Genomic DNA, 26,060 nt, shown 5'->3' with positions numbered 1-26,060 from the left:
CCCATGGTAGGAGGGGCCCTCACCGGCAGGGGGCGCAGGATGCTCTGGGGAAGAGGACCGACTCATGCGGCGAGATGCTCGCTTTGGTCCGGTTCCGGATCCTCATCGCCGGCGACCCTTCGGAGAAACCGGGTCAATGCCGCCCTTCGGGAGCCGCGATCGAGTGCATAGGCAGTCTGCTTGAACTCAACTCCGTCGAGCAGCCCCTGAATGTAGCCTGAGATCGTATCGGCTGCCATGATCAGGGCGGTGTCGAGCGTGTGGATGTAGTTGCTCGTGACCGATCCCTTCGCATGGCCGACGAGGGCGGCGATGGTGACCTCCGTGAAGCCGAGATCGTTCGCGATGCTGGCGAAGCTATGGCGCAGGATGTGAGGCGTGACATCGGCCAGGGGCGAGTCCGCGAAGATCTTCCTCCAGTGATTGGGGAAGCTGCCGAATGCGTTCTGGCCGTCCCGGCCGGGGAAGACGTAATCGCCGACCGCCTCTTTCCGGCGCCTCTCCAGATATTCCACCACGGGCAGCCCGATGGGCCGGATGGAGCTTCCCTCCTTGCTGTCGATCAGGCGAAGACAGCTCGAATCCGTATCAGCTTCTGTCCATCGTAGCGTGACCATCTCCATGCGGCGGCATCCGGTGAGCGCGATTTGGCGGATGATCTCGACCGACATCCGGTAGCTCTCGTTGCCGGCCGCCGCCTTGAGCAGGTCGCCAAGAACGCGATATTCGGCTTCGCTCAGCCGCCGGGCGCGTACGTTGTCCTTCGGCCGCCGCACACCACGTGCGGGGTTCGTTTCGATGATCCCGGCTTCGACCGCATAGGTGAGGATGCCGCCCAGCAGGCCGATTGTCCGCGTGGCTGTGCCGGCGCCGCCTCTCACGATGGACTTGCCGCGCAGGTTCTTCGTCATGACGGTGACACGCGTCTTCCCTGCCATGATGTCCTTCATGGCCTTCGTGATGTCGGCTTTCGTCAGGTCCCTGACGCGACGTGAGCCGAGGAGGGGAACGATATGACGGTGGATGCGGCCAAGATCGGAGACGATCGTGCCGTGTTTCTTGGGGCGCCCGCCCTTTCCGAGGATGAGACCCGTTTGCAGGTCGGCAAGGTAGAGGTTGCAGAGCTCCTTGACCGTGAGCGCCTTGCGATCGAGCAGCCGCTCTTCGGCCGGGTCATCGCCTTGCGCGATCCGTCCCAACTGAGCCTTGGCTTCCTGGCGCGCGCGTTCAGGTGTCCAGACTCCGTGCAGTCCGATCGTGAACCGACGCGATCGGCCCGCCGACCGATACTGAAGGACGTAGCTTCGCTTGCCGGACGTGAAAACCCGCAGGCCAAAGCCAGGGAGCTCGTCGTCCCAGATCACGTAATCCTTGGCGCCGGCTTCCGCGGCATCGACGGCCCTTTTGGTGAGCTTAGACATGGGGTTTCTCCGCCCAGATCGCTTCGTCTCGCGTAAGCGCCACGTAAGCAGCAGGAAGAAAGTGGTGGCGGAGAGAAGGATAGTCTCGGGTAGAGCGCGTTACAAATTCTTTTTCAATAACAGTATGATGTCGCATTTCTTCGCGCTCCATCGTAAATTCGACGGAACTACCAGTACTCCCTCCGAAGGCGGAGGCCACACGTTCGAATCGTGTCGGGTGCGCCACTACAACCAGAAATTGCTTTGGTATTTGCGCGGAAGTCGCGTTTTTCCATCGTAATGCTGGACGCTCATTGACCGCCTTGGCAAGACCGGGGCGCGGCTCCCGCCTGGATCTGAATCTCGCCTTCTCCAAAATTCGACGGTCTATGAGACGCTCGGCTCGCCGAGCCTGCTTCCACGGCGGTCTCTGAAGAGCGCGGAAGTCGGCAGACGCCCGATGCCTCCCCGCCGCTCACGGATCGTCAATCTCAAGCACCTGGTCCGCTTCCGCCTCCCGTCACATCGAGCTCCTGTCCCTTCAACTCGCGACCACCTCTCTCTCCTTGTGGGAAGCAGGCGCAATATCACTGTCCTGAAGACGGGAGCACCAAGAACTGGGGGCCCCTACCACGCTTCCGTCGGGAACTGTGTTTCCGGATTTGCCAAGCCCCGAATGAACGGGAAGCCCGGGGCTGTCCTCACCGCAGAGGCAAAAGATGACCCAGGGCGGACATCAGGAACGTCCGGTTGTCGGCGGCTCGGCTGTTCGATCGAAGAAAGACCGTCGTAGCTAATCAGCTCGAAACTGTTGGCCGCCTCTGAGGCGGGATGGGAAAAGCACACGCCTGAGTTTAGGGTGTCTCTTGCTTCGGTAGCCTCGTTCGTTGAGCGTGCGACGTTCGGCCTGGGCGGAAGGGGACAAGATGACGACGGACTTCGATGCTGCGGTCGAGGATGTAACTGCGCACCTTACCTCGGAGCGTCAGGCTTGGCTCTTCGGCGCTGGCATCAGCTGTCGCTCGGGGCTACCGCTAATGTATCCGCTCACCGAACTTGTGGCGGCGAACTACGCGGATACATCGGCCGCTCATCACGCGCTTTTCGCGTCGCTGCGGTCCGGCCTGCCTGACACAGCCCATATCGAACACGTACTCAGCCAGCTCGGCGACTTCGTCGCGCTGGCCGAAAGGTCGAAAGACCAGAAAATCGCCATTGGTGAAGCGGACTATGCGGTGGAAACACTGCGCGCGCTGCACGGCGGAATTCGTGACGCGATCCGCGACGTGATCCGGCGTGGCTATCTGCCCGGAGAGAATGGCGGCGCCCCGAAGGTCGCCGAAGAGGGCAAGCATGTCGTGAAGGTCGATCACCATCGCGACTTTCTGCGGACCCTTTTCGCGGCTCGTGACAAAGTGGGCCGGCCCCTGCGCCCTGTGTATTTCTTCACCCTGAATGACGTTGCCCCCAACTTCTATCCAGCTTTGAGTTCGTTCTGGCGGTTGGATTTGCCCTTTCGGGCGTGCTGGGCGGCGGGGGCAGACGCGGAACCACTCATGTTGCGGAGCGTCTGATCCCGCCGCGGGTGGAACGTTGAGGCGAAAGCGCTTGGCGTCTGCCATCCGAGCTTCGAGTGCGGCCGGTCGGTGTTGTAATCGACCTGCCATCGGGCGAGGGCGGCCCTGGCCTGGGACAGGCTGGAGAACAGCGTCTCGTTCAACAGCTCGTCCCGCAGGCGGCCGTTGAAGCTCTCGATGAAGCCATTCTGCATCGGTTTGCCGGGCGCGATGTAGTGCCACTCGACCCGGGCCGCGTCGGTCCAGGCCAGAATGGCATTGGAGGTGAACTCGCTGCCATTGTCGCTGACGATCATCTTCGGCCGGCCGCGCTCTGCCAGCAGCCGATCGAGTTCGCGAGCGACCCTCCTGCCGGACAGCGACGTGTCCGCTACCAGCGCCAGGCACTCGCGAGTGCAATCGTCCACGATGGCCAGCATCCGGAAGCGCCGGCCATCGGTCATCTGGTCGGCAACGAAGTCGAGCGACCCACGCTCGTTCGGCCGCATCGGGATCATCATCGGCGCCCGCGTTCCGATGGCCCGCTTGCGACCACCGCGCTGGCGCACCATCAGCCGTTCCTCACGATAGAGCCGGAACAGCCGCTTGTGGTTGACCGTGAAACCCTCCCGCCTGAGCAGGACGTGGAGACGGCGATACCCGAACCGCCGCCGTTCCTGGGCGATGGCCTTCATCCGCTCACGCAGCAAAGCGTCATTCCCGCGCTTGGCTCTGTATCTCATGGTCATGCGGCAGAAGCCGGTGGCTTTACACGCCCGCCGTTCGCTCATCCCGTGATGCTCCACGAGATGGGCGACAGCTTTGCGCTCGGCAGCGGGCGTCACCACTTCTTTCCCAGGAGATCCTTCAGCGCGACGTTGTCCAGCATGGCGTCGGCGAGCATTCGCTTCAGCTTGGCGTTCTCGTCCTCCAGCGCCCGCAGCCGCTTGGCCTCTGATATGTCCATCCCGCCGAAACGGGCCTTCCACTTGTAGATGCTGGCGTCGCTGACCCCGTGCTTCCGACACAGGTCCGAGACCGGCACCCCGGCCTCGTGCTCCTTCAGGATCCCGATGATCTGCTCCTCGGTGAACCGGCTGCGCCTCATGTTCTGGTCCTCTCATTGGGCCAGAACGAACTCAAAGCTGGATTAGCCAGGAGGGGCAACGTCAGCTGGCATGCCGCGCTGTTTCCCACCGGTCGCAGCGGCACGGCCAAGATCATCGTGGGCGCGTGGCGCACCGGGGAGGCCGGTCCCATGCAGGTCGTGTCCGGGCCGATCGGGCGCGAGCATGTCCATTTTGAAGCGCCGAGGGCGGAACGCCTTCCGGCCGAGATGCAGGCCTTCCTCGCGTGGTTCAACGCACCCTGCAGCATCGATCCCGTCCTGTTCGCGGCCGTGGCCCATCTGTGGTTCGTCACCATCCATCCGTTCGAGGACGGCAACGGGCGCATCGCCCGTGCCATCGCCGACATGGCGCTGGCACGCTCGGAGGGTTCGCCGCAGCGGTTCTACAGCATGTCCGCGCAGATCCGGATCGAGCGGAAGACCTATTACGAGACGTTGGAGCGAACTCAGAAGGGCGCCCTCGACATCACGGCGTGGCTGTCCTGGTTCCTGGAATGCCTCGACCGCGCCTTCCATGGGGCAGGGGCGGCCCTGGCCACGGTTCTGCGCAAGGCGCGGTTCTGGGAGGCTCATGCCAGGAGCGCCCTCAGCCCGAGGCAGCACCTCGTGGTCAACCGCCTGCTTGACGGCTTCGAAGGCAAGCTGACCTCGTCCAAATACGCCACCCTCGCCAAGTGCTCGCAGGACACCGCCGCCCGCGACATCGAAGACCTGTGCGGCAAGGGTATTCTGGCCCGGGATCCGGCCGGCGGGCGGAGCACCAGCTACAGCCTCATCGCCAGCGCCGCCGATGCTCTAGAGGCGGTGGCACGCTGGGTCCTGGCACGCGCCGACAAGGCGACGCGGGATGGGCCGGGATCGCCCAGTCCGGAGGAGGACCGGACTCGGATGGAGCGCATTCAGGCGATCGGTGGTGAGCTTCAGACGCTCGCTCGCGAGTTCGAAGCGACGCCAAGCAATGCCGACTTTGAAACAAGGCTGCGCGCGCTGCACGATCTGGGGGTTTTCCCGGACGAGCGCTTGGTTGGCGCGGTCGCGCAGGCCATCCAGCGCGGCATTTAGCTGAAATGAAAGTCCAGCAACGGTGATAATATTGCAGGCTGCGGCGCTCTCGCGCCAGCACTTGCGGGGCAGGTCGGGCGTGACGTCGATGGTGAGCCGCGCGGTAAAGGCGCCGGCGACGTCATTCGACGTCTTTGCTTCCGCTGCCTTGATCCACTGCTCAGGATTGGCAGGCCGTGCGGCGAAGTCCTTGCGGGTCGGCGGTGTGCTCATCGAGCGGTTCCCGGAACACCGAGACCAACGATCTCCGCAGCCAGGGCCGCGATCTCACGCGCCGCCCGACCACCTTCATCGAGTTCACCGACCAGCCGCCCGGACTGGGCGGACGTGGCGAAGGACACGCGCTGACCGATGGTGCTCACGATCACTGGCGGGTCATGATCCGCCAGCATCTCAGCTGTCTCGCGAGCGAGCACTGTGCGGGCGCCGCAGCGGTTCAGCACGAAGCGCGCTGCAAGCTCCGGCCGGTAGATGCGCGCCTCATTCAGGAGCGCGAGCATCTCGGCGGAGGCCCAACCATCGAGCGGCGATGGCTGCACCGGGAGCAGCACGAGGTCAGCGGCGAGGAGCGCCGAGCGCATCAAGCCGGCGACGCGCGGCGGTCCGTCGATGAGGATCATGTCGGTATCGCGCGCCAGTTCGGGGGCTTCGCGGTGCGACGTGTCTCGTGCCAGCGCCTCCACTTCGCGCAGGAGCTGGTCGATGGCCTTGTGGCCGTTAGAGGCTACAGCGACACGCTTGCCCTCGGCGAGCAGGGCGACGATGGCCTGGGATGAGGTGTAGGTCTTGCCGGCGCCGGGAGGGCCCTGGATGAAGGAGGTGGCTGCCGTTGAGAGCGAGCAGCGTACCGATGGTCGCGGGGAGGGGCTCCGCACCGTCCGGCATCACCGGAGCACCGGGCTCGTGGCCTGCGATGTCGGGAAGGTCGCGACGCAGGATCGATACGATCGCCGAGCAGCGCGCCGCGTCGCCGCCCCTGACCGCCTCGGCGAAGCGGTAGACCGCAGCTCGCAGCTCCTTGTCGCCTACCGGACCCGAGGGGATGAGGCAGGTTCCGTCCTCGATACGGCTGCGGGTGGACCCGAGCTTGAGTTCGATAGTGAGGGCGTCCTCGTCGATGGCGACGACCTCTCCGGCCGGCTCGCGCGTTCCCGCGCGCTTCGGCGTGTCCCCGACCTTGAGCTTGAAGTCCTGCGCGGGGAACCGGAAGGCGTGGATGGTGGATCGCTTGTCCGCTCGGGGCGGGATGTCCGGGTGCGCCTTGAGGAATCATTTCCTGCAGGGCTTGCATCAGATCGGCCCCGCCGGACGCGCCCCGGAACCCGGCAAGGCAAAGCCTTCGGCCTGGAAAGGGCGCCCTGCCGTGTGAATGTCCCGAAGCTGAGGCTCGGAAATGCTGAGTAGGGCCGCCCAACCGGCCGGTGCAGCCGCTGGTTTCCCTTGACATGGTCATTTGTGATCATTGAATGTGATCAAGTTTGAGGTGGGGCTCAGGTGCCGCTGTCCGCGTGGGCGGTCCCGCAGTCGCGGGGCGGGGCACGGAGGCTTAGGGAGCAGGGCATGGACGTGACTGTGGTGGGCTGCGGGGCCGGAGCATGCGCGGCGGCGGTCGAGTTGCTCGCGGCCGGGCACCGGGTGCGCGTTTGGTCCCGCTCGCGGGCGACCATCGCGCCCCATCTGGAGCGCGGCGGAATTGTCTATGACGGCGTTCTCGGCGAAGGGCTCGCCGTGCCGCAGCGCATGACCACGGACCTGGCGGAGGCGCTCGCGGGGGCGGACGCGGCGGTTGTGGTGCTCCCCACCTTCCTGCATGCGGGTGTCGCCCGCGCCATGATCGATGCGGACATGCGCGTGGACATGCCGGTTATCCTCAATCCCGGCCATACGGGCGGCGCGCTGGAATTCGCGCAGGTGTTCGTTCAGGCGGGCCGCCGGCCGCCGCCGCTGGTCGAGTTCTCCACGCTGACCTACGTGGCGCGCAAATACGGCCCGGATTCGGTCACGGTCAGCGGGCGCGCGGGCGCGGTGCGCGCGGCGCCGCTCGGGGGCTCCCGGGAGGTGCTGAATCTGGCCATCGGGCTGTTTCCCGGCGCGACGCCGGTTCGCGATGTCCTCGCCTCTGGGCTCTGCAACGTCAACATGGTGCTGCACGCCCCCGGTGCCGTGCTGGCCGCCGCCTGGGTTGAGGCGACCGGTGGCAACTTCACCTTCTATGTGGAGGGCATGACGGAGGGGGTGGCCCGCGTCGTCCGCGCGCTCGACGGTGAACGCCTCGCGGTTGCCCGTGCCTTCGGTCACGACCTGCCCAACCTCATGGGTGAGATGCAGAAGATCGGCACGATTGATGCGCTGGACGATCCCGACGACTATCGCGGTGCCATCTCCGCCGGCTCGGCGAACCAGCGCATCCGTGCGCCGGGCTCGTTCGACCATCGCTACTACAAGGAGGACTTCGGTCACGGCCTGCTGCCCTTCCTCGAATTGGCGCGGATCGCCGGTGTGGAGGTGCCGGTGGCGGTCGCGCTGATGCGCCTCGCCGAGACCGCGGTGGACGTGGACTATCGCGCGGGCGGACGCACGGCGCAGGCCATGGGCATCGCCGGCCTCTCCTTTGCTGGGCTGCTGGAGAAGGTGAGGGCGGCATGAGCTGGCAGGGCGAAGCAGGAGATTGCGCGCTGCGCCGCAGGGGCGGGGGCAGAAGTGCACGCCTTCGGCATTCTCTGGCCCGAGGGCGGCATCGAGGGTGTGCGGCTGGCGCAGGATGCGGTGGACGCGCTCGGAGGCGCTGACATCGCCCTTTTCCCCATTCCCGGCATATCGACCACATCGCCTTCGCGGTGGATGACGTGCGCGCCATGCGCGACCGCCTGAAGTCGGCCGAGGTGCCCTTCTCAATAGACCTGCACGACGGACCCTGCGGCCTCGCCATCTGCGTGGGGGACCCGGACGGGACCAAGGTATAACTCTACCAGGTGGCGCGACGGCCGAGGGGGGAGGGCAGCGCCGTCAGGTGTCGAAAAGCAGCTCCAGCCCGCGGGTAAAGGGCAGCTCGATGCTCTGTCCGCCACCCACGTTGAGCAGCGCCTGGCCCGTGCGCCGGATGTCGTGCAGCATAGCGCGCTTGGCCGCGCCGGGATTTTCCGCCTTGAGCGCCTCGATGATCTTGACGTGGCTCGATGCGTCCCACGGCATCGAAGGCACGAGGAATGACATGTACATGGTCGGGCCGAACTGCAGCCACAGGGATTCGATCAGCGGCATCAGAACGTCCGAGCCGGACGCCTCATACAGGGTGAAGTGGAACTTCTGGTTCTGCGACAGGCAGTTCATGATGTCGCGCTTCTCGATGGCCTGGAGCAGGCTCTTGTTGATTGCCGTCAGCTCCGTGATCAAGTCCTTCGTGCACGACTTGGCTGCGCGTTCAGTAGCATTGCCCTCCAGCTGCTCGCGCACATCGAACAGGTCGGCAATCTTTTCCGGCGTCAGCCGGGGCACCCGAACCGAGCCGCCCTTGGTCTCCTCCAGCGCATTGGCGGCGACCAGCCGGCTCAGCACCTCGCGAACCGGCATGGGACTGGTGCCGAGGGCGGCGGCAAGCTTTCTGAGGCTCATGACCTGCCCCGGCAAGAAGGCGCCGACCATGAGGCCGCGATACATGTATCTGGCGACGAGATTGTAGACATGGGCGCGCCCGCGCGTGGCCTTCTCCTCCGGCGCGGGGGGCGTCTTGTTGGTCTTCGCGTTGGCCATCGGGTCCTCGCCACCGCCGGCCGCGGGACGCCTGTCGGAAGCGGCCGGAGCGGAAGGCGGTTGATCGGTCTGTGATCTCAATATGTGATCAATAATTTAGTCGTCCAGGATCGGCAACCCGAGAATGAACGAGCTAGACACTACACCAAGCCACGCGCACCGGAAACGCTTCGATCGGGCGCTCGGCGCCGCCGCTCCGATATCGTGGATCGTACCTGCTGGGAGGCGAGGGCCCTCGCGTAGACAAGGCTTTTCGGGCCACGTCACCGTTGAAAGCCGTGCCGGAAATTACGGCGCGCGCCCAACGAATGGGCACTAAAAAAACTGCACTGATCTTCATCCGGGATCGTTGACAGCTTCAAAATGTGATCACACTATGTGCTCACATTGGAGCCAAGACGTGCCGAAAATCGCCAGCATCGAGACCCTTGTCGTACAGCTCCCCACCCGCCGGAAGCATCAATGGACCGGGCTGACGGAGCCCATCGGCCGCTACCTGCTCGTGAAGATGACCGACGACGACGGCCGGACCGGCTGGGGCGAGGCGCCGGCGCTCAAGGATTGGGGCGGCGAGTTCGGCCGCTATTTCGGCGAGAGCGTCGCCATCGCCGACCTGCTGATCCGGCGCTATCTCGCGCCCGCCATCATCGGCGCCGAGCTTGCCAATCCGGCCGAGCTGCATGCCCGCATGGACGCCGTGCTGAAAGGCTATCCCTACGCCAAGGCGGCGGTGGAGTTCGCCTATTACGACGTGAGCGGCCGCTGGCTGGGGGTTCCGGTCCACACCCTGCTGGGCGGCAAGTCGCGGTCGCGCGTGCCGGTCACCCATTCCATCGGTCTCATCTCGCTGGAGGAGGCCGCAGCCGAGGCGGAGAAGGTCGCCGCCGAGGGAATACGCACCATCAAGGTGAAGATCGGCGTGGACCCGGACCGCGACGTCGCGGTGGTGGGCGCGGTGCGGGCCGCGGCGGGCGACAAGGTGGACATCTGCGTGGACGCCAACGAAGGATATCGCACGCCGGGCGATGCCATCCGCACCATCCGCAAGATGGAAAAATACGAGCTGAAGTACGTCGAGCAGCCGGTGATGGGCATCGAGCGGATCGCCGAGGTCGCGCGGGCCATCGACGCGCCGGTGATGGCGGACGAATCCGCCTGGAACGCCCACGACGCCATCCAGATCATCGAACGCCGGGCCGCCCAGATCGTCTCGATCTACACCACCAAGCCCGGTGGCCTCTACAAGGCGATGGAGGTGGCCGCGGTGTGCCGGGCCGCTGGCATCGTCTGCAACGTGAACGGTTCGGTGGAAACGGGCGTGGGCAACCTCGCCAACATCCACCTCGCCGCGTCCGCGCCGGCCGTCACCCTCTCGAATGTCGTGCCGGTCTCCACCCCCGCGGCGTTCCAGCGGGGCCAGATCGGCGGCATCTACTACACGGACGACCTGATCTGCCAGCCGCTCACCCTCGTGGACGGCGCCATCGAGGTGCCCACCGGTCCCGGCATGGGCATCGACATCGATGCCGAGAAGATCGCCCGCTACACCGTTCCGGCCTGAGCCGAAGCATCCAGGGATAAGAACACATGCGTGAGGAAATCCTCAGCCGGCAGGCCGCCGCCATGCACGAACAGGGCATCGACGCGATCGTCTCCTGCTCGCCGGAGAACTTCGCCTATGCGGCCGGCTTCGTCGTCCCCTCCCAGCCGCTGCTGCGCCATCGCCACGCCATGGCGGTGGTGAGCGCGGATGCGGCGCTCAATCTGTTCGTCGTGGACATGGAGGAGAGCACGGTGGTGCGCGAGGCGCCCGGCGTGCCGCTCACCATCTGGAAGGAGTTCTCCGACGACGCCATGAGCGAGCTCGCCACGATGCTCAGAGGCCTCGGCCTCTCAGGTGGGCGCATCGGCATCGAGATGGATTACCTGCCAGCGGGAGACTTCGCCCGCCTCTCGGCAGCCCTGCCGGGTGTTACCTTCGTGCCCGCCGAGCATCTCCTCTCGCGCCTCCGGCAGATCAAGACGCCCGGCGAAGTAGCGCTGCTGCGCCGGCTCGCGCGCATCGCGGACCAGGCCATCGGAGACACGCTCTCGGCGCTCAAGCCCGGCGATACCGAGCTCGACATCGCCGCTTATCTCACACGCAACATCTACGAACTGGGTGCCGAGCACTTCAAGCTGCTCATCACCGCCACCGGCGAGCGCAGCCAGTTGCCGAACGTCGGCCCCACCGACCGCAAGCTGGTGCGCGGCGACGTCTGCCGCGTGGAGATCTTCTCCGTCATCGGCGGCTATCAGGCGGGCGTCTGCCGTACCGCTTATGTTGAAGAGCCGCCGCCCATGGCCGAAGAGGTCTGGCAGGTGATGGTGGATTGCAAGTATCGGCTGCTCGATCTTGCCAAGCCGGGGGCCGACTGCCTCGAGATCTACAACGATTTCGTGGGGCGGCTGAAAGCGCATAATTTGCCGCCGATCTCCTTCGTCGGTCACGGCATCGGCCTCCACCTTCACGAAGACCCCTATCTCGGGGCAACGCCTCTCCTTGGCCAGCCCGGGAAGTCGGCGGCTCTCGAGGAGAACATGGTGCTGGGCTTCGAGCCCCTTTGCTACCGCACGGGCTACGGCTTCGGGGTCCAGAACAAGGACCTGATGCTGATCACCGCCACCGGTTCGGAGCTGTTGTCGGACTACACCGACACCGACCGGCTGATCAGGATCGGTTGAGCCATGGCCAAAGCCCCCGGAATATCGATCGAGGACCTGTCCGTCGTTTTCAAGACCAAGACGGGCGTCACCACGGCGCTCGACAAGGTTTCATTCGATATCGCACCCGGCTCGTTCCTCAGCGTGGTGGGACCCTCCGGCTGCGGCAAGACCACCTTGCTCAAGATCCTCTCCGGCGTGCTCCAGCCCTCGGGTGTCCGCGTGCTGTTCGACGGGGAGCCGCTGGCGCGAACCAAGGTACAAGGGCAGGTGGGCTACGTGTTTCAGCGGGCGCTGCTCCTGCCGTGGCGGAGTGCGCTCGACAACGTGATGCTGACCCTGGAAGTCGCCCGCCGCGGCATGAGCCGGAGCGAGCGCGAGGCAGAGGCCCGGCACTGGCTCCAGGTTGCCGGCCTTGCCGGCTTCGAGCATCGCTTCCCGCACGAGCTGTCCGGCGGCATGCAGCAGCGGGTCTCCATCTGCCGCGCGCTCGCCTTCCGCCCGAGAATTCTCCTGATGGACGAGCCTTTCGCCGCCCTCGACGAGATCACGCGGGAGACCCTTCAGGAAGAACTGCTGCGCATCTGGGCCCAGACGGAGACGACGGTCGTCTTCATCACCCACTCGATCCCCGAGGCGGTGCTCTTGTCCGAACAGATCGTCGTCATGTCCGCGCGCCCCGGCCGCGTGCTGGAGCGCATCAACGTGCCCTTTGCCCGCCCCCGCACCGAGAAGATCCGGGAGATGCCGGACTTCGCCGCGCTCGCCTCCCGCATCCGCGGCCTGCTGCGCCCCCGGGATCCGGCATCGGCGCCAGTGCCTGCCATGGCGGAGGTGTGAACCATGTCCGGCGCCTCGCTCTATCGCGTCTCGGTCACCTTCGGCCAGGTGCTCGTCTTCGTCGCCTTCTTCGGCCTGTGGGAAGTGCTGGTGGACTTCCTTGGCATCAAGCCGGTGATCCTGCCCCCGCCCTCCCGCATCGCCGAGGTGGCGTGGGAGAGCCGGGCCATCCTCATCAAGAACACCTGGCCCACCTTTGTCGCCATCTCCCTCGGCTTCCTGGCGGCGGTGGCCAGCGGCTTCGTCATCGCGGTGGGCATCGCCTATTCGCGGGTGATCCGTGACCTGACCTATCCGTTTCTCGTGGCGGCGCAGATCCTGCCCAAGATCGCCTTCGCGCCGCTCTTCCTCATCTGGTTCGGCTTCGGCCTCACCCCCAAGGTGGTGATCGCGGCGCTGATCGCCTTCTTCCCGGTGGTGATCAACACGTCCAAGGGGCTCACCTCGGTCGATTCCGAGCTGCTGCAATACATGGACTCCCTGGGCGCCAGCACCTGGGAGAAATTCACCAAGATCAGCCTGCCCTGGGCCATGCCCTATTTCTTCGCAGCGCTGAAGATCTCCATCACCCTCGCCATCGTCGGTGCCGTGGTGGGCGAGTTCGTCGCTGCCGGCGAGGGGCTCGGATACGTCATCAACGCCTCCAACATCACGCTCGATACCGAGCTGATGTTCGCCGCCATCATCTGCCTCAGCGTCCTCGGCATCCTCATGTTCCTCGCCGTGGTGCTGGCCGAGCGCCTGCTCATTCCGTCCGCCCCGGAAGGCGGCGGGGTGCAGGCCACCATGTGAGCGGCAGGGCCGCAGACCTCGTGTTGAAACAGAACCTTCCAGCAACAAAGGGGAACGGACATGTGGACGGAACGCAGGTCTCTTCTGAAACTCACGGCCGCCGCCGGCATCGCACTGTCGGGGCTTCTGGCGCCCGTGGTGGCGCAGGCGGCCGACAAGGTGAAGCTGCGGCTCGATTGGGTTTTCGGTTCCGAGCACGCGCCGATCTTCCTCGCCCTGGAGCGTGGCTACTTCCGCGATGAAGGCATTGATGTCGATCTCCTGCCTGGTGAGGGCTCGTCCGTCACGGTGAAGCTGGTGGGCAACCGGGACGCAGAATTCGGCTATGCCACCGCCGACCAGATCCTGATCGGCGCCCAGCGCGGGCTGGATCTGGTCGCGACTGCGGTGGTGCTCCAGCAGAACCCCACGGCCTTCATCTTCAAGACGTCCCAGAACATCAAGGACGTGAAGACCGACCTCTACGGCAAGACCATCGGCGTCCAGCTCAAGAGCAACACCGGGCGCCAGTGGGAGGCGATGAAGAAGGACCTCAAGCTCGATCCTGCCAAGCTGCGCGAGGTGCCGGCCGACGGCGCGCTCGTCGCCATGATCGCCTCGAACCGCATCGATGTGGGCGTCGGCTTCTATTTCAACGACGCGCTGAAGCTGAGGGCGACGGGCGAGGATGTGAGCTGGATCCTCTTCGAGGACCTCGGCATGAAGATGTACTCCACCTCCCTGCTCACCAACCCGGCCCTGGTGAAGGAGAAGCCGGACCTCGTGAAGCGCTTCACCCGGGCCTTCCTGAAGGGCTGGCAGGCCGCCATCGACGATCCCAAGGCGGCCTACGAGGCCTTCATCAAGGCCAATCCCAGCACCGACAAGGTGTATGCGGAGCTGAAGCTGCCCGAGGTTCTCAAACTCACCCAGTCGCCAGACGTGAAACAGAACGGTCTCGGCCACTCGACCACAGCGGCCTGGGAGAGCCTTCAGGCGCAGCTGATCGCCATGGAAATGATGAAGGACAAGACCGACATCTCCAAGGTGTTCACCAACGACTTCCTGAAGTGATCCCCGAGCAAAAAGGGCGGACCGTGGCCAACAGCGACATTCTCATCATCGGAACCGGCTATTTCGCCGAGATCATGATCAGTGACCTGGCGGCCACGGCGCGCGCGCCCGTCAGGGTCACCATCGGCGGGCGCAATCGCGAGCGCATGACGTGGCTCGCGCAGGCGGGCAACGCCCGCGCCGCCATTTTCGGCACGCCGGCCACCTTCGATACCCTCGCGGTCGACCAGTCTTCGGCGGAGACGGTGGGCGAAGCCATCGCCGCCTCCGAGCCCGGCGTGGTGGTCCAGTCCGCCTCGCTCCAGTCCCCCTGGAAGGTGGACCGGATGGACAGCGCGTGGTCGAAGCTGGTGGCGGAGGCCGGCTTCGGCATGACCATCGCGTTCCACGCTTTGCTGCCGTCCCGCTCGTCGCGCGCGGTGAAGGCCGGCGGCGCCGACATCGCTTTCGTCAACACCTGCTATCCGGATGGGGTGAACCAGGTGCTGGCGGCGTCCGGCCTGCCCATCACCTGCGGCGTGGGCAATATTGGCATCTTCTCGTCCATCATCGAGGCGCTCGTCCCTCCGGAGCAACGTGCCAGCGTGCGCGTGCTCGGCCACCACCAGCATCTCGTTCAGTGGCGAAAGCCCGGCACCGAGCGCACCGGCGCCCCCGTGCGCGCCTGGATCGGCGGCGAGGAGGTCGAGGACGTGGACGGCTGGACCCGCCACGTGCAGCTCCCTTACCGCGATCTCAATGCGATCTCCGGCGCTGCCGCCGTTCCCGTGTTGCTGGCGCTTGCCGGCCACGGCGAAATCCGCGCCCACGTGCCCGGGCCTGCGGGCCTGCCGGGCGGATATCCGGTCAGGGTCGATCGCGGCCGGGTGACGCTCGATTTGCCGGACGGCATGGCCGAGGAGGAGGCCGTGGCCTGGAACCGGAGCTTCGAGGCGGCGGACGGCGTCAGCGTGACCGCGGACGGACGGGTGGTCTATTCCGAGGCTGCCCGACGTGCGCTTTCGGCCTACAGCCCGGACCTCGCGGCCGGTTTCCAGGTGAGCGAAGTGGAAGCGGCGGCCACGGCGCTAGGCGAGCTGCGCGCCCGGCTTGGCGGTTGAGGCATGGCCCTGCCTCCGCTGCCGGAAACGCCGTCCTTCCGCCTGGAAGGGCGCCGCGCCCTCGTCACCGGTGCCGGTCGCGGCATCGGGCTCGGGGCCGCCGCGGCCCTCGCGCATGCGGGCGTCCATGTGACCCTGTGCGCACGCACGGCAGCCGAAGTGGAGGCCGGGGCCGAAGCCATCCGGGCGGCCGGCGGCGCCGCCTCCGCTCTGCCCCTCGACATCACCGACCTGCCGGCGATGCAGGACGCGCTGGAGCGGATCGAGCCATTCGACATTCTGGTGAGCAATGCCGGCACCAATCGTCCGCGCCCGCTGATCGAGACGACGCCCGAGGATTTCGACGCGGTCTTCGATCTCAACGTGAAGGCCGCCTATTTCCTCGCCCGGAGCGTCGCGAGCACCCTCATTGCCGCCGGACGACCGGGATCAATCATCCACATCTCGTCGCAGCTCGGGCATGTGGGCGCGGCCAACCGGTCGCTCTATGTCGCCTCGAAATTCGCGATCGAGGGCCTCACCAAGGCGCTCGCGGTGGAGCTTGGGCCGCACGACATCCGCGTCAACGCCATCGCGCCCACCTTCATCGACACGCCCCTGACCCGCTCCTACGGACTGGACGACGACGCGCTGGCCGCGGTCCGTGCGCGCATCAAGCTCGGCCGCATCGGCCGGGTCGAGGATGTGATGGGCGCCGTCCTGTTCCTCGCCGGCGATGCCGCCGCGCTCGTGACCGGGGCATCCCTCCTCGTCGATGGCGGGTGGACCGCCGATTGATCCTCACCGAGCGCGAGTTGCCCTGATGGTCCCGACCGGACGCAGACACCTGTCCTCCCTCCTCACCATCGACGACATGCGCGAGGCCGCACGTCGAACGCTGCCGCGCATGCTGTTCGATTTCGTCGACGGTGGATCCGGGGACGAGTCGACGCTCAGGCGGAACACAGACTGCTTTGCCCACTACGCGCTCATGGCGCAGGCGCTCACCGGCGGCGAAACCGGGGACCAGGGCCGCACGCTGTTCGGCCGACGCATTTCGACACCTGTCCTGGTCGCGCCGACGGGCTCTTCGGGCCTCCTCTGGCCACGGGGGGAGGCGGAAGTCGCCCGCGCCGCCGCGGCCGAAGGCACCATCATGGAAGTGAGCGCCGGTGCGACGCTCGCCATTGAGGAGGTCGCCGCAGCGGCGGAGGGCGCCCGCTGGCTCCAGCTCTTCATCTATCGCGACCGCGGCATCACGCGGGACTTCGCGGCGCGTGCCAAGGCCGCAGGCTACGAGGCGCTCGTCCTGACCGTGGACTGCCCCGTACTCGGCAGGCGCGAGCGCGATATCCGCAACGGCTTCACCATCGATCCGCGCCTGTCGCTCGGCACACTCGCCGATGCGGCCCTTCACGCGGGGTGGTGGATGCGTATGGCGCGCACGCCGCGCGTCACCTTCCGCAATTTCGAGCCCTATGGCGGCGGCGGGGTGGTCGACATGGCGCGCTACATCTCGACGCTGATCGACCCCGCCGTGTCCTGGAAGGACGTGGAATGGCTGCGCGGCATCTGGGACGGCCCGCTGATCATCAAGGGCATCCTGCGGGCCGAGGATGCGCGCCATGCCGTGTCTCTCGGCTGCGACGGGGTGCAGGTCTCCAACCATGGCGGCCGCCAGTTCGATGGGACCCTGGGTGCAATCGAGGCCCTCGCAGAGGTCGTCGATGCGGTTGCGGGCGAAGTCCCCGTGCTTCTCGACGGCGGGGTGCGCCGCGGCTCGGACGTCCTGAAGGCCATCGCACTCGGCGCTTGTGCGGTGCTCATCGGCCGGAGCCACCTGTGGGGCCTCGCCATCGCGGGAGAAGCCGGCGTCCGGCACGCCCTCGCTTTGCTGAAGGCGGAGATCGACCTCGCCATGGCCATCGGCGGCTGGAAATCCCTCGACGAAATCAACCGCGACAGCATCCGCCGGGTGGTGCCGTTGCCGGACGCACTTTGACGACAGGAGGTCCGAAACCCATGGGCAAGATCGCAGAGCGCCTCGCGCAACTCGGCATCGTGCTTCCCGATCCTGCCATCCCCTCGGCCAATTACGTGCCGACCCGGCGCGTCGGAACGTGCCTTTACGTGGCCGGTCAGGTGCCAACCCGCGACGGACAGGACCAGTTCACCGGCAAGCTCGGTGACACCGTGTCCCTCGCCGAGGGTCAGGCCGCCGCGCGGTTGTGCGCCATCAACCTTCTCGCGCAGCTGTCGAAGGCGCTGGGTGGCGATCTCGACCGGGTGGCCGGCGTCGTGCGCCTTGGCGGCTTCGTGAACGCCGTACCGGAGTTCGGCGATCACCCCAAGGTCATCAACGGCGCCTCGGACCTCATGGTCGAGGTGTTCGGCGATGCCGGGCGGCATGTCCGCATCGCGGTCGGCAGTTCCTCCTTGCCGCGCAACGTGCCCGTCGAGGTGGAAGGGCTGTTCGAGATCCACACCATGTAGGCGCGCGCCAGCAGCCTTCGCAAAGACGCGCGCCGAAGCCGCATTCCCGTTGAGGAAACGCCTTGCCGTCAGAACGTGACGGCGAAGCGCACGCTGGCCTCCTGGGCAAGGTAATTGTTGCCGAAGTCGGCTTTGTATTCTGTGCGCAGCTCGTATCCCGTGGTGGAGAAGAGTTGCAGCCCGGCCGTGACGTTGCCCAGCACCGAAGGGAGCGGACGTAAAAGTTGCCGTTCCCGCCTTTGCCGCCCTTCAAGTAGATGGAGACCAGGGCCGTGGGCTTGGCCTTGTCCCCCTGCTGGGTGGACCGACTGATCTGGGCGTTGTTCTCGACGGTGACGTTGCCGCCCGCGCCGCCGCCGAACGCCTGGTAGCCGCGCTTGAGCCCGGCGCCGCCGTGGCCGCCTTCCGAGCCCACGACGAGGGCTGGCGCGATGGATTGCTTCCAGATGATCTGGGTGGGATCGATGGCTTTGATGGTGCCATAGGTGGTGACGTTCAGGGTCGGGCCGTCGCCGCCCTGCGTCGCCTGATAGTAGTCTTTGAAGAGCCACCAGCCGGTGCTGTAGGCATCCTGCCCGTGGATTGGAGACGGGTTCACGAAGAGGCTGTTGCGCGTGCCGCCGTAGGTCTAGGCGAGAGCTGGGCTGGTGGCTATAGAAAATGCCAGCACGCTCGCGCTCGCACAAAGCTCCAGCCGCCGCTCCGCAAGACCACGCGCCCCCGCCTGGCGCCCCATCCCCTTCGCCATCAGTCCCCCCGATTTTAATGGATCTGCTTAATTCGGCTGAAAGCTTACCCTCGGGAATGAGTGGTATCATGACCCGGCAGTCGGGGGGCGGACTTGTATCGGTGGTGGAATTTTTTGACGGTCAGCGGTCGACCGGCGATCGTCGGAGCAGAATGAGTCGATAAATAAATGGGTTGCGCGGGTTCTGAAGTCGCTTCGTAGAGCAAGAGCTCTCGCCAGAGGTCGCAGAAGACACTTCGAGCGCCTCACCTCGGGCCGCGAATGTCCGCTCTGTGTTGACCGGATTCCAGCTCTTTCCTCAGTTGCTGCAGCACACGGGACGCGGCGACCGTCAGCAAGCTGTTCGCACGGCAATAGATCGAGAAGCTGCGGCTCGATTGCACCTGCGCCCGCCTCACGTCCAGCGCGATGATCGGCGCGGCATCGCCTTCGAACAGCATCGGCGGAAGCCAGGTCAGGAATCCGGCCCGCTCCACCAGGGCCTTCATGGCCAGCAAGGACTGCGTCTCGACGCGAACGACAGGTTCCGGCGAGCCATTTCTGGCGAATACTTCGGTCACCTGCGCGCGCACCGAGGTGCCTACGGGCGGGAGGACCCAGTTTTCCGCGCGGATGTCTTCAAGGGAGAGGTCCGCCCGCGCCGCCAGCACGTGCGTCCTGCTGGAGACGAAGCAGCAGCCATCGTGGGGCGGACCGCTGACGAGGCATTGAATGTCCTGTCCCTCCGGCAGGTGAAAGGCAACCGCCAGATCGAGTTCGCCGTGGACGAGGCGCACGGCCAACTCATCCTCCAGCCCGACCGCGACGGAAAATACCGTCTCTGGAAATGTCTCCGCCATCCGGGCGATCACCGGAGGAAGAAGAACCTCGGCCGCGCTGGACACGATGCCGAGCCGGACGCTGCCCTGGCCGATTCCGCGCAGCGCCCGGATTTCCGAGATCGTGGTCTGTGTCTCGCTCTCGAGAATCCGCGCCCGCCTCAGAAGCACCTCGCCATACGCGGTCAGCGTCATCCCAGCGGGATGGCGCTCGAAGAGCGGCGCGCCCACCTGGGCCTCCAGGCGCTTGATCGTCCGGGTCAACGCCGGCTGGGTGAGGTTGAGCGCCTGCGCGGCCCGGCTGAGAGAGCCTTGCTCGGCCACCGCGAGAAACGCCGTCACCAGTCTGGAATCGAGGGGCATGATTTCTGGTTATATCTCCGGCTCACACGGCATTGGATTTTGCGGGATGCGTGCTGCAGCTTCACCCGGCCTCAACACGGCCGGACGAGATGATAGGGAGCATCCTGCGTCATGAACAACGATAAAATGCAGCAGTCTCTGCAGCGTCGCACCACATTGCGTAATCGGGTCAGCGACGTGGAGTGGGCGGCGCGCGTGGAGTTGGCCGCGTGCTACCATCTGTGCGCCCACTACGGGATGACGGATATGATCTACAATCATATCTCCTTGCGCATCCCCGGCAAGAGCGAGCATTTCCTCATCAATGCCTTCGGGCTGCTTTATGAGGAGGTGAACGCCTCCAACCTCGTGAAGGTGGATATCGAGGGCAACCAACTCGACGACGACCCGCTTGACGTCAGCCCCGCCGGCTTCGTCATTCATTCGGCGATCCACCGTGCACGGCCGGATGCGCGATGCATCTTTCACACCCACACGGCCGCCGGCGTCGCCGTGTCTGCGCAGAAGGAGGGGCTCCTGCCCATCTCCCAGCACGCTTTGCGCTTCTTCGAGCGGGTAGGCTACCATCCCTTCGAGGGCATCGCCCTCGATCTCGAAGAGCAGACGCGCCTTGTGCTGGATATCGGCGCGCACAATGCCCTCATTCTCGAAAATCATGGGCTCCTGACGTGCGGGAAGACTGTCCGCGATGCCTTCGAGCTCATGTATTATCTGGAGACGGCCTGCAAGATCCAGGTCGCAGCGCAGTCTGCCGGAGCATCGCTCATCTTCCCGTCCGAGGCGGTGGCCCGCCGGACGGCAAAGCAATTCGAGGATATCGACCCCTTCATCGACGAGCGTGACTGGAAGGCGCTCCTCCGCCTGCTGGAGCGCCGGCAGTCCAAATACGCGGCGTGAAGGTTAAGAACGACAAGACAGGATTGGGGGAAACACCATGAGCTCCGAGACCGCCGCCACATTCAGCAGGGACCTGAGTGACGACGATAGCCGCCTGTTTGCCAGAATAAGCTGGAAGTTCATTCCATTCATAATGCTCTGCTACCTCTTCGCCTACATTGACCGGGTGAATGTGTCGTTCGCCAAAATGTCGATGGCGAAAGATCTTCAGTTCAGCGATTCAGTGTATGGGTTTGGGGCAAGCATCTTCTTCATCGGATACTTTTTTCTCGAAGTGCCGAGCAATCTCATTCTCGATCGCGTCGGCGCCCGGCTCTGGCTGTCCCGCATCATGATCAGCTGGGGGGCCATCAGCTGCGCGACCTTGTTCGTGCAGGGCGAGACCTCGTTCTACATCCTGAGATTTCTGCTCGGGGTGGCGGAAGCCGGCTTCTTCCCCGGCATCATCTACTTTCTGACCATCTGGTATCCGAGCAAGCTTCGCGGGCGTATCATGGCGGCCCTGATCTGCGCCATTCCCATCTCCGGACTGATCGGCGGCCCCGTCTCCGGGTGGCTTCTCGACGCGCTCCACCAGGTGGGGGGACTGACCGGATGGCAGTGGCTTTTCCTCGTCGAAGGCTTTCCGTCCATTCTCCTGGGGATTGCCTGCCTCTTCGTCCTGCGCGACACGCCTGAGCAAGCCGAGTGGCTGTCGCCGGCCGATCGCATGCGGCTGCGGCAAATCAAGGCGGAAGAGTTCCCGGAGGTGCCCGGACATTCCTTTCGCCACGCGCTGACATCCCCCTCCCTCTGGAAACTGACCTTCGTATATTTCTCGCTGGGAGCCGGCTTTCTTGGAATTGCGTTCTGGATGCCGACCTTGCTGAAGGAGGCCGGCGCGGGGTCGAATACGTCCATCGGTCTCCTCTCCGCTATCCCCCACCTGTTCTCCATCGTCGTCATCATGGCTGCGGGCTGGTCGTCGGATCGCTTCCGGGAGCGACGTCTTCATCTCGTCGTGCCGATCCTGATGGGAGCCCTCGGGATCGTCCTGGCGGTCAAGTCCGGAGGCGATCTTCACAGGGTGCTGGTCGGACTGACCTTGGGCGTGGCCGGAATCAGCACGGCGGTCGCGACGTTCTGGACGCTGCCAGGCCTCGTTCTCGGCCCTCAGGCCCTGGCGGGCGGGCTCGCCCTCATCAATTCCGCTCTCGCCCTGGGCGGGTTCGCGGCGCCGTTCGCGATCGGGTGGCTGCGCGATCATGTCGTGGATGGCGGCAGTGTCGCCCTCTACAGCCTTGCGGGCATCCTCGTGCTCGGAGCTGCGATGGTGTTGACGTTCCGCGGCGGCGTGGTGAACCGGTAGTCCGGCAAGGGCGGCTCGGGCTCCACGCGGCGGTTTCGAGCTAGCGCGAGCCCGAAGCCGCCGCGCCGCGGAAGCAGTATCAAGACGTTGGAGACTGCGGAGACAGGAGGTCCATCTCGGTGCCGAAGTGGCGTAGATGGTCCGCAGCACGGTCTTTTCAGGCCGGCTCGGCTGCGCTTCGTTCTTTGGTGCTCATGTGGGGCTAGAGCGAACGTCACACTGGATCAAGGACGACTTCGGCAATTATCGAATTAGTCGGCGGGACGGATTTTCCCGGCCTCGGCTGTTCGCTCGTACCAGCCCTTGGAGCGGTTCACGATCCAGACCACCGAGAGCATCACGGGCACCTCGATCAGCACGCCCACCACCGTGGCGAGCGCCGCACCGGAGGTGAAGCCGAACAGCGAGATGGCCGCGGCCACGGCCAGCTCGAAGAAGTTCGACGCGCCGATCAGCGCCGAGGGCCCGGCAACGCAGTGCGCCTCGCCTGTTGCGCGGTTCAGCAGGTAGGCGAGGCCGGCGTTGAAATAGACCTGGATCAGGATCGGCACCGCCAGCAGCGCGATGACGAGCGGCTGGGCGATGATCGCCTCGCCCTGGAAGCCGAAGAGCAGCACCAGCGTCGCTAGCAGCGCCACGAGGGAGAGTGGTCCGAGACGGGCCAGCAGGCCGTCCAGCGCCGCCTGTCCGCCGTGCGTCAGTAGCCGACGGCGCAGCAGTTGCGCGACGATGACCGGAATGACGATGTAGAGCACCACGGACAGCACCAGCGTGCCCCAGGGCACCGTGATGGCGGAGAGGCCCAGCAGCAGGGCGACGATCGGCGCGAAGGCGACCACCATGATGGCGTCGTTCAGCGCCACCTGCGACAGCGTGAAATGAGGCTCCCCCTTGGTGAGGTTCGACCACACGAAAACCATGGCGGTGCAGGGCGCCGCGGCGAGGATGATCAGGCCGGCGATGTAGCTGTCGATCTGGTCTGCCGGCAGCAGGGGCCGGAACAGCCAGCCGATGAACAGCCAGCCGAGCAGGGCCATGGAGAAGGGCTTCACCGCCCAGTTGACGAACAGCGTCACCCCGATGCCGCGCCAGTGCCGGCCGACCTCGCCGAGGGCGGCGAAATCGATCTTCAGCAGCATGGGCACGATCATCAGCCAGATCAGCACGGCCACCGGCAGGTTCACCTGCGCGATCTCCACGGCCCCGATGGCGTGGAAGACCGACGGTGCCAGGTGGCCGAGCAGCACGCCCGCGACGATGCACAAACCGACCCACACGGTGAGATACCGCTCAAAAAGGGACATTGCTGATCTCCATACTCAGCCGGCGATGCGCCGGCCGGCCTCGTCCACCACGCGCTCGCCATCCTCCTTGGTGAAGGCGCCCTGCTGCTGGGGCAGCAGATCGAGCACCCGTTCGGACGGACGGCATAGCCGCACCCCCAAAGGCGAGACCACGAAAGGACGGTTGATGAGGATGGGATGGGCCATCATGGCGTCGAGCAGGGCGTCGTCGGAAAGGGCGGGATCGCCCAGTCCGAGTTCCGCATACGGCGTGCCCTTCTCGCGCAGGGCCTCGCGAACGGAAAGACCGGCGCGACTGATGAGATCCTCGAGCCGCGCGCGGTTTGGCGGCGTCTTCAGGTACTCAATCACATGCGGTTCGATCCCGGCATTCCGGATCATCGCCAGCGTGTTGCGCGAGGTGCCGCAGTCCGGGTTGTGATAGATGATGACGTCCATCGCCACACCTCAGGCCACGTCGGAGCGCGGATCGGTGCCACCTTCGAGGCGGCCGATCTCGCGCAGCCTGGTGCCGAGGGCGAGGCGGTCGAGCTTGGTGATCGGCAACGCCGTGAACACCGAGATGCGGTTCTTGAGATAGCGGAAGGCGGCGTTGAAGGCCGCTTCCCGGACGATGTCGCTGCCCTCCACCGCGGCGGGGTCCTCGATGCCCCAGTGTGCCGTCATGGGTTGCCCCGGCCAGATGGGGCAGGCTTCGCCGGCCGCATTGTCACAGACGGTGAAGACGAAATCCATCACCGGCGCGTTCGGCTCGGCGAATTCGAGCCAGCTCTTGGAGCGAAAGCCATAGGTCGGGTAGCCGAAGGCATTCAGCGTCCGTATGGCGAGCGGGTTCACCTCGCCCTTGGGGGCGCTCCCGGCCGAGAAGGCGCGGAACCGGCCGGCCCCGTCCTTCGACAGGATGCTTTCCGCGAGGATCGAGCGGGCGGAATTGCCGGTGCACAGGAACAGCACGTTGAACACGTGATCGGAGCTCGTGTCAGGCATGGGTGTCCTCAGTCTTGGGTTCGCAGGCGCAGGACAAGGCGGCAACGGCGGGGGCGCAGACCTCGGGATGCCCGTTGCAGCAATCGCGCATCAGGAAGGCCACGAGGTCGGAGAGGGCCGGGTAGACGGCGCTGTAGATGATGGATCGCCCGTCCCGCCGCGAGCGCACCAGCCCGGCCTGCTCCAGATGGTTCAGGTGGAAGGACATGCGGGAGGAGGAAGCACCATCCATGGCCTCGCCGATGGCGCCCGCAGGCAGCCCCTCCGGACCGGCCTGCACCAGAAGGCGCACCACGCGGAGACGGGTTACCTGAGAAAGCGCAGCGAAGGAGGTGAGGGCCTTCGATTCATCCATGAGTCAACATCTCAAGATTTATTGAGATGTCGAGTACGCCATTCCGCGGAAAACGACAAGCCCTGGCGGGCACCGAAAAGGAGCACCCGACGCTCGCCTACCGGCTGAAGAAGCACAACATCATCTGATGTCCCCGGACCAGGCTGCCGATTGCCTCATTGAATATGGGTGACGTGCGCCGGGGCGCTGCGAGATTTTGCTGGCCGCGATCGGAGGGCGCCGGCGAGGGGCGCACGCGCCCGCGCCCCGGCTCGTCCATCATGGCGCCGTCCACGGCGGTGGCTCTTGCCCGCCGAGGACCCTCAAGGTCTGCAGTCAGCAATTAATTGCTTCTAAAGCGGGGCCGGGACGCGCTCGATGGCTGCATCCTCAGACTGCAGAAGAGAGACCGGGCCATGCAGCATTTCAAGCTCTGCAGCGTTATTGCCGCCGCGATATTCCTGGCGCCCGTCTCCAGCCTCGGAGCGGCAGAACTTCTGAAAGCCCGCCTCGCGCAGAATCTGGCGCCCATCTCGGCCCTCACCATCGTCGCCAAGGCGCAGGGGCTGTTCGAGAAGGAAGGCCTCGACATCTCGGTGAGCAACTTCACCAGTGGCAAGCAGGCGCTCGACACGGTGATCGGCGGCGGCGCCGATATCGCCACCACGGCAGAAGCGCCGGTCACGGCGGCCGCCATGGCCGGCCAGCCCATCGCCTTCGTGGCGGGCATGGAATATTCGGACATCAAGACGCTGACGGCGAAGAAGGCGGCCATCAAGTCGTTCGCGGATCTCAAGGGCAAGAAGATCGCCTACACCGCCGGGACTGGCAGCGAGGTCTACACAACCGAGCTGCTGAAGAAGGCGGGCCTTACCAGCAAGGATGTCACGCTGGTCAATCTGAAGCCCCAGGAGATGCTGCCCGCGCTGGCGGCCGGGAGCATCGATGCCTACGACACCTGGGAGCCGCACATCGCCAACGGCCGGAAGGCGCTCGGTGACGATGTCGCGCTGCTCGATACCAAAGGCGTCTATTCCGAGACCTTCAACATCGTGGTGATGCAGGATTACCTGAAGGCCAATCCGCAGATCGTTTCCAAATTCCTCGCCGCGCTCATTGCCGCCGAAGCCTGGGTGAAGGCGCATCCCGAAGAGGCGATCGAGGTCGTCTCCAAGGCCGTGGGCATGAAGCCGGAGGATCTGAAGCCGATCTGGAGCGACTATGTCTATCAGGTCGGCATCGGGGCGAAGCAGATCGATGCCCTCAAGGCCCATGCCCAGTGGCGTCTCGATACAAAGAACCATCCGCCCGGCGTGACCGGCGTGCCGGACTTCGCCGTGGTTCTCTTTCCCGAACCCCTGCGTGCGCTGGATGCCGCCCGCATCACCTACAAGCTCAACTGAA

Annotated in this window: 26 protein-coding genes; 16 read left to right on the top strand and 10 right to left on the bottom strand. The window is 65.5% G+C overall.

The window, feature by feature from the left end; all coding sequences use genetic code 11:
* Positions 1 to 62: 62 nt before the first annotated feature.
* Positions 63 to 1,421 (bottom strand): site-specific integrase, encoded by a 1,359-nt coding sequence (locus D7006_RS17460; RefSeq protein WP_237353940.1) that lies wholly within the window; start codon positions 1,419 to 1,421, stop codon positions 63 to 65.
* Positions 1,422 to 2,326: 905 nt separating this feature from the next.
* On the opposite strand from D7006_RS17460, the gene D7006_RS17455 reads away from it, so the two are divergent.
* On the top strand, positions 2,327 to 2,974 hold the full coding sequence (locus D7006_RS17455) for a hypothetical protein (protein ID WP_237353939.1): 648 nt from the start codon (positions 2,327 to 2,329) through the stop codon (positions 2,972 to 2,974).
* On the opposite strand, the gene D7006_RS17450 is transcribed toward D7006_RS17455, so the two are convergent.
* Positions 2,875 to 4,064 (bottom strand): IS3 family transposase gene (locus D7006_RS17450; protein WP_237353938.1). Its coding sequence is split into 2 segments (ribosomal slippage): positions 2,875 to 3,815 and positions 3,815 to 4,064, totalling 1,191 coding nucleotides; the frame shifts between segments, so codons are not numbered across the junction. The two genes, D7006_RS17455 and D7006_RS17450, sit on opposite strands and share 100 nt — an antisense overlap.
* Between D7006_RS17450 and D7006_RS17445 the strand changes: the two genes are divergently transcribed.
* Positions 3,972 to 5,147, top strand: coding sequence for a Fic family protein (locus tag D7006_RS17445; protein WP_371744959.1), 1,176 nt, complete (start codon positions 3,972 to 3,974; stop codon positions 5,145 to 5,147). The two genes, D7006_RS17450 and D7006_RS17445, sit on opposite strands and share 93 nt — an antisense overlap.
* Positions 5,148 to 5,356: 209 nt before the next feature.
* On the opposite strand, the gene D7006_RS17440 is transcribed toward D7006_RS17445, so the two are convergent.
* Complete coding sequence (locus D7006_RS17440; RefSeq protein WP_237353937.1) at positions 5,357 to 6,022, bottom strand: AAA family ATPase; 666 nt, start codon at positions 6,020 to 6,022, stop codon at positions 5,357 to 5,359.
* Between the two features lie 685 nt (positions 6,023 to 6,707).
* On the opposite strand from D7006_RS17440, the gene D7006_RS17435 reads away from it, so the two are divergent.
* Positions 6,708 to 7,793, top strand: a complete 1,086-nt coding sequence (locus D7006_RS17435; RefSeq protein WP_237353936.1) for an NAD/NADP octopine/nopaline dehydrogenase family protein — start codon at positions 6,708 to 6,710, stop codon at positions 7,791 to 7,793.
* A gap of 209 nt (positions 7,794 to 8,002) precedes the next feature.
* Positions 8,003 to 8,110, top strand: coding sequence for a hypothetical protein (locus D7006_RS17430; RefSeq protein ID WP_237353935.1), 108 nt, complete (start codon positions 8,003 to 8,005; stop codon positions 8,108 to 8,110).
* Positions 8,111 to 8,153: 43 nt separating this feature from the next.
* Here D7006_RS17430 and D7006_RS17425 read toward each other — a convergent pair whose 3' ends face one another.
* Positions 8,154 to 8,897, bottom strand: a complete 744-nt coding sequence (locus tag D7006_RS17425; protein ID WP_237353934.1) for a GntR family transcriptional regulator — start codon at positions 8,895 to 8,897, stop codon at positions 8,154 to 8,156.
* Positions 8,898 to 9,297: 400 nt separating this feature from the next.
* Here D7006_RS17425 and D7006_RS17420 point away from each other — a divergent pair, with 400 nt between their 5' ends.
* Genes D7006_RS17420 through D7006_RS17380 form a run of 9 tightly spaced genes read left to right on the top strand, consistent with a single transcriptional unit; the run spans position 9,298 to position 17,857 of the window.
* The gene (locus tag D7006_RS17420) at positions 9,298 to 10,458 is read left to right on the top strand and encodes a mandelate racemase/muconate lactonizing enzyme family protein (protein WP_237353933.1); all 1,161 of its coding nucleotides are present in this window, start codon (positions 9,298 to 9,300) and stop codon (positions 10,456 to 10,458) included.
* A 26-nt stretch (positions 10,459 to 10,484) separates the two neighbouring features.
* Positions 10,485 to 11,621, top strand: a complete 1,137-nt coding sequence (locus D7006_RS17415) for a Xaa-Pro peptidase family protein (protein WP_229643670.1) — start codon at positions 10,485 to 10,487, stop codon at positions 11,619 to 11,621.
* Between the two features lie 3 nt (positions 11,622 to 11,624).
* Positions 11,625 to 12,440, top strand: a complete 816-nt coding sequence (locus D7006_RS17410) for an ABC transporter ATP-binding protein (RefSeq protein WP_237353932.1) — start codon at positions 11,625 to 11,627, stop codon at positions 12,438 to 12,440.
* Positions 12,441 to 12,443: 3 nt separating this feature from the next.
* Complete coding sequence (locus tag D7006_RS17405) at positions 12,444 to 13,232, top strand: ABC transporter permease (protein WP_237353931.1); 789 nt, start codon at positions 12,444 to 12,446, stop codon at positions 13,230 to 13,232.
* Between the two features lie 60 nt (positions 13,233 to 13,292).
* A complete protein-coding gene (locus D7006_RS17400; protein WP_237353930.1) occupies positions 13,293 to 14,285 on the top strand; it encodes an ABC transporter substrate-binding protein in 993 nt (330 codons plus the stop codon).
* A gap of 23 nt (positions 14,286 to 14,308) precedes the next feature.
* A complete protein-coding gene (locus D7006_RS17395) occupies positions 14,309 to 15,385 on the top strand; it encodes a hypothetical protein (RefSeq protein WP_237353929.1) in 1,077 nt (358 codons plus the stop codon).
* Positions 15,386 to 15,388: 3 nt separating this feature from the next.
* The gene (locus D7006_RS17390; RefSeq protein WP_237353928.1) at positions 15,389 to 16,162 is read left to right on the top strand and encodes an SDR family NAD(P)-dependent oxidoreductase; all 774 of its coding nucleotides are present in this window, start codon (positions 15,389 to 15,391) and stop codon (positions 16,160 to 16,162) included.
* Between the two features lie 25 nt (positions 16,163 to 16,187).
* On the top strand, positions 16,188 to 17,366 hold the full coding sequence (locus tag D7006_RS17385; protein ID WP_237353927.1) for an alpha-hydroxy acid oxidase: 1,179 nt from the start codon (positions 16,188 to 16,190) through the stop codon (positions 17,364 to 17,366).
* Between the two features lie 20 nt (positions 17,367 to 17,386).
* Positions 17,387 to 17,857 carry a RidA family protein gene (locus D7006_RS17380; protein WP_237353926.1) on the top strand — a complete coding sequence of 157 codons (471 nt, stop codon included), beginning with the start codon at positions 17,387 to 17,389 and terminating at the stop codon, positions 17,855 to 17,857.
* A gap of 68 nt (positions 17,858 to 17,925) precedes the next feature.
* Here the strand turns inward: D7006_RS17380 and D7006_RS25310 are convergent, their stop codons facing one another.
* Positions 17,926 to 18,060 (bottom strand): hypothetical protein, encoded by a 135-nt coding sequence (locus D7006_RS25310; RefSeq protein WP_256444913.1) that lies wholly within the window; start codon positions 18,058 to 18,060, stop codon positions 17,926 to 17,928.
* Between the two features lie 790 nt (positions 18,061 to 18,850).
* The gene (locus tag D7006_RS17375) at positions 18,851 to 19,786 is read right to left on the bottom strand and encodes a LysR family transcriptional regulator (protein ID WP_237353925.1); all 936 of its coding nucleotides are present in this window, start codon (positions 19,784 to 19,786) and stop codon (positions 18,851 to 18,853) included.
* Positions 19,787 to 19,897: 111 nt separating this feature from the next.
* Here D7006_RS17375 and D7006_RS17370 point away from each other — a divergent pair, with 111 nt between their 5' ends.
* Together D7006_RS17370 and D7006_RS17365 are read left to right on the top strand one after the other, a co-directional pair.
* Entirely contained in the window at positions 19,898 to 20,683 is a 786-nt protein-coding gene (locus tag D7006_RS17370) for a class II aldolase/adducin family protein (RefSeq protein WP_371744958.1), read from the top strand.
* Positions 20,684 to 20,720: 37 nt separating this feature from the next.
* On the top strand, positions 20,721 to 22,031 hold the full coding sequence (locus tag D7006_RS17365; protein WP_237353924.1) for an MFS transporter: 1,311 nt from the start codon (positions 20,721 to 20,723) through the stop codon (positions 22,029 to 22,031).
* A gap of 251 nt (positions 22,032 to 22,282) precedes the next feature.
* On the opposite strand, the gene arsB is transcribed toward D7006_RS17365, so the two are convergent.
* From arsB to D7006_RS17345, 4 genes are read right to left on the bottom strand one after another with little or no spacing between them, the layout of a single operon-like run.
* Positions 22,283 to 23,335: an ACR3 family arsenite efflux transporter gene (arsB, locus tag D7006_RS17360; protein ID WP_237353923.1), complete on the bottom strand. Its 1,053-nt coding sequence runs from the start codon at positions 23,333 to 23,335 to the stop codon at positions 22,283 to 22,285.
* A 15-nt stretch (positions 23,336 to 23,350) separates the two neighbouring features.
* Positions 23,351 to 23,773, bottom strand: a complete 423-nt coding sequence (gene arsC / locus D7006_RS17355) for an arsenate reductase (glutaredoxin) (protein ID WP_237353922.1) — start codon at positions 23,771 to 23,773, stop codon at positions 23,351 to 23,353.
* Positions 23,774 to 23,782: 9 nt separating this feature from the next.
* Positions 23,783 to 24,322 (bottom strand): arsenate reductase ArsC, encoded by a 540-nt coding sequence (locus D7006_RS17350; protein WP_237353921.1) that lies wholly within the window; start codon positions 24,320 to 24,322, stop codon positions 23,783 to 23,785.
* Positions 24,315 to 24,677 (bottom strand): helix-turn-helix transcriptional regulator, encoded by a 363-nt coding sequence (locus D7006_RS17345; protein ID WP_237353920.1) that lies wholly within the window; start codon positions 24,675 to 24,677, stop codon positions 24,315 to 24,317. The genes D7006_RS17350 and D7006_RS17345 overlap by 8 nt, the downstream gene beginning before the upstream one ends.
* A 395-nt stretch (positions 24,678 to 25,072) precedes the next feature.
* Here D7006_RS17345 and D7006_RS17340 point away from each other — a divergent pair, with 395 nt between their 5' ends.
* Complete coding sequence (locus tag D7006_RS17340) at positions 25,073 to 26,059, top strand: ABC transporter substrate-binding protein (RefSeq protein WP_237353919.1); 987 nt, start codon at positions 25,073 to 25,075, stop codon at positions 26,057 to 26,059.
* The last annotated feature ends 1 nt before the right edge of the window (position 26,060 follow it).

This window comes from Xanthobacter sp. YC-JY1 (genome assembly GCF_021730305.1).
GTDB classification, from domain to species: domain Bacteria; phylum Pseudomonadota; class Alphaproteobacteria; order Rhizobiales; family Xanthobacteraceae; genus Xanthobacter; species Xanthobacter flavus.
This window is presented reverse-complemented; position numbering and strand designations above follow the sequence as displayed.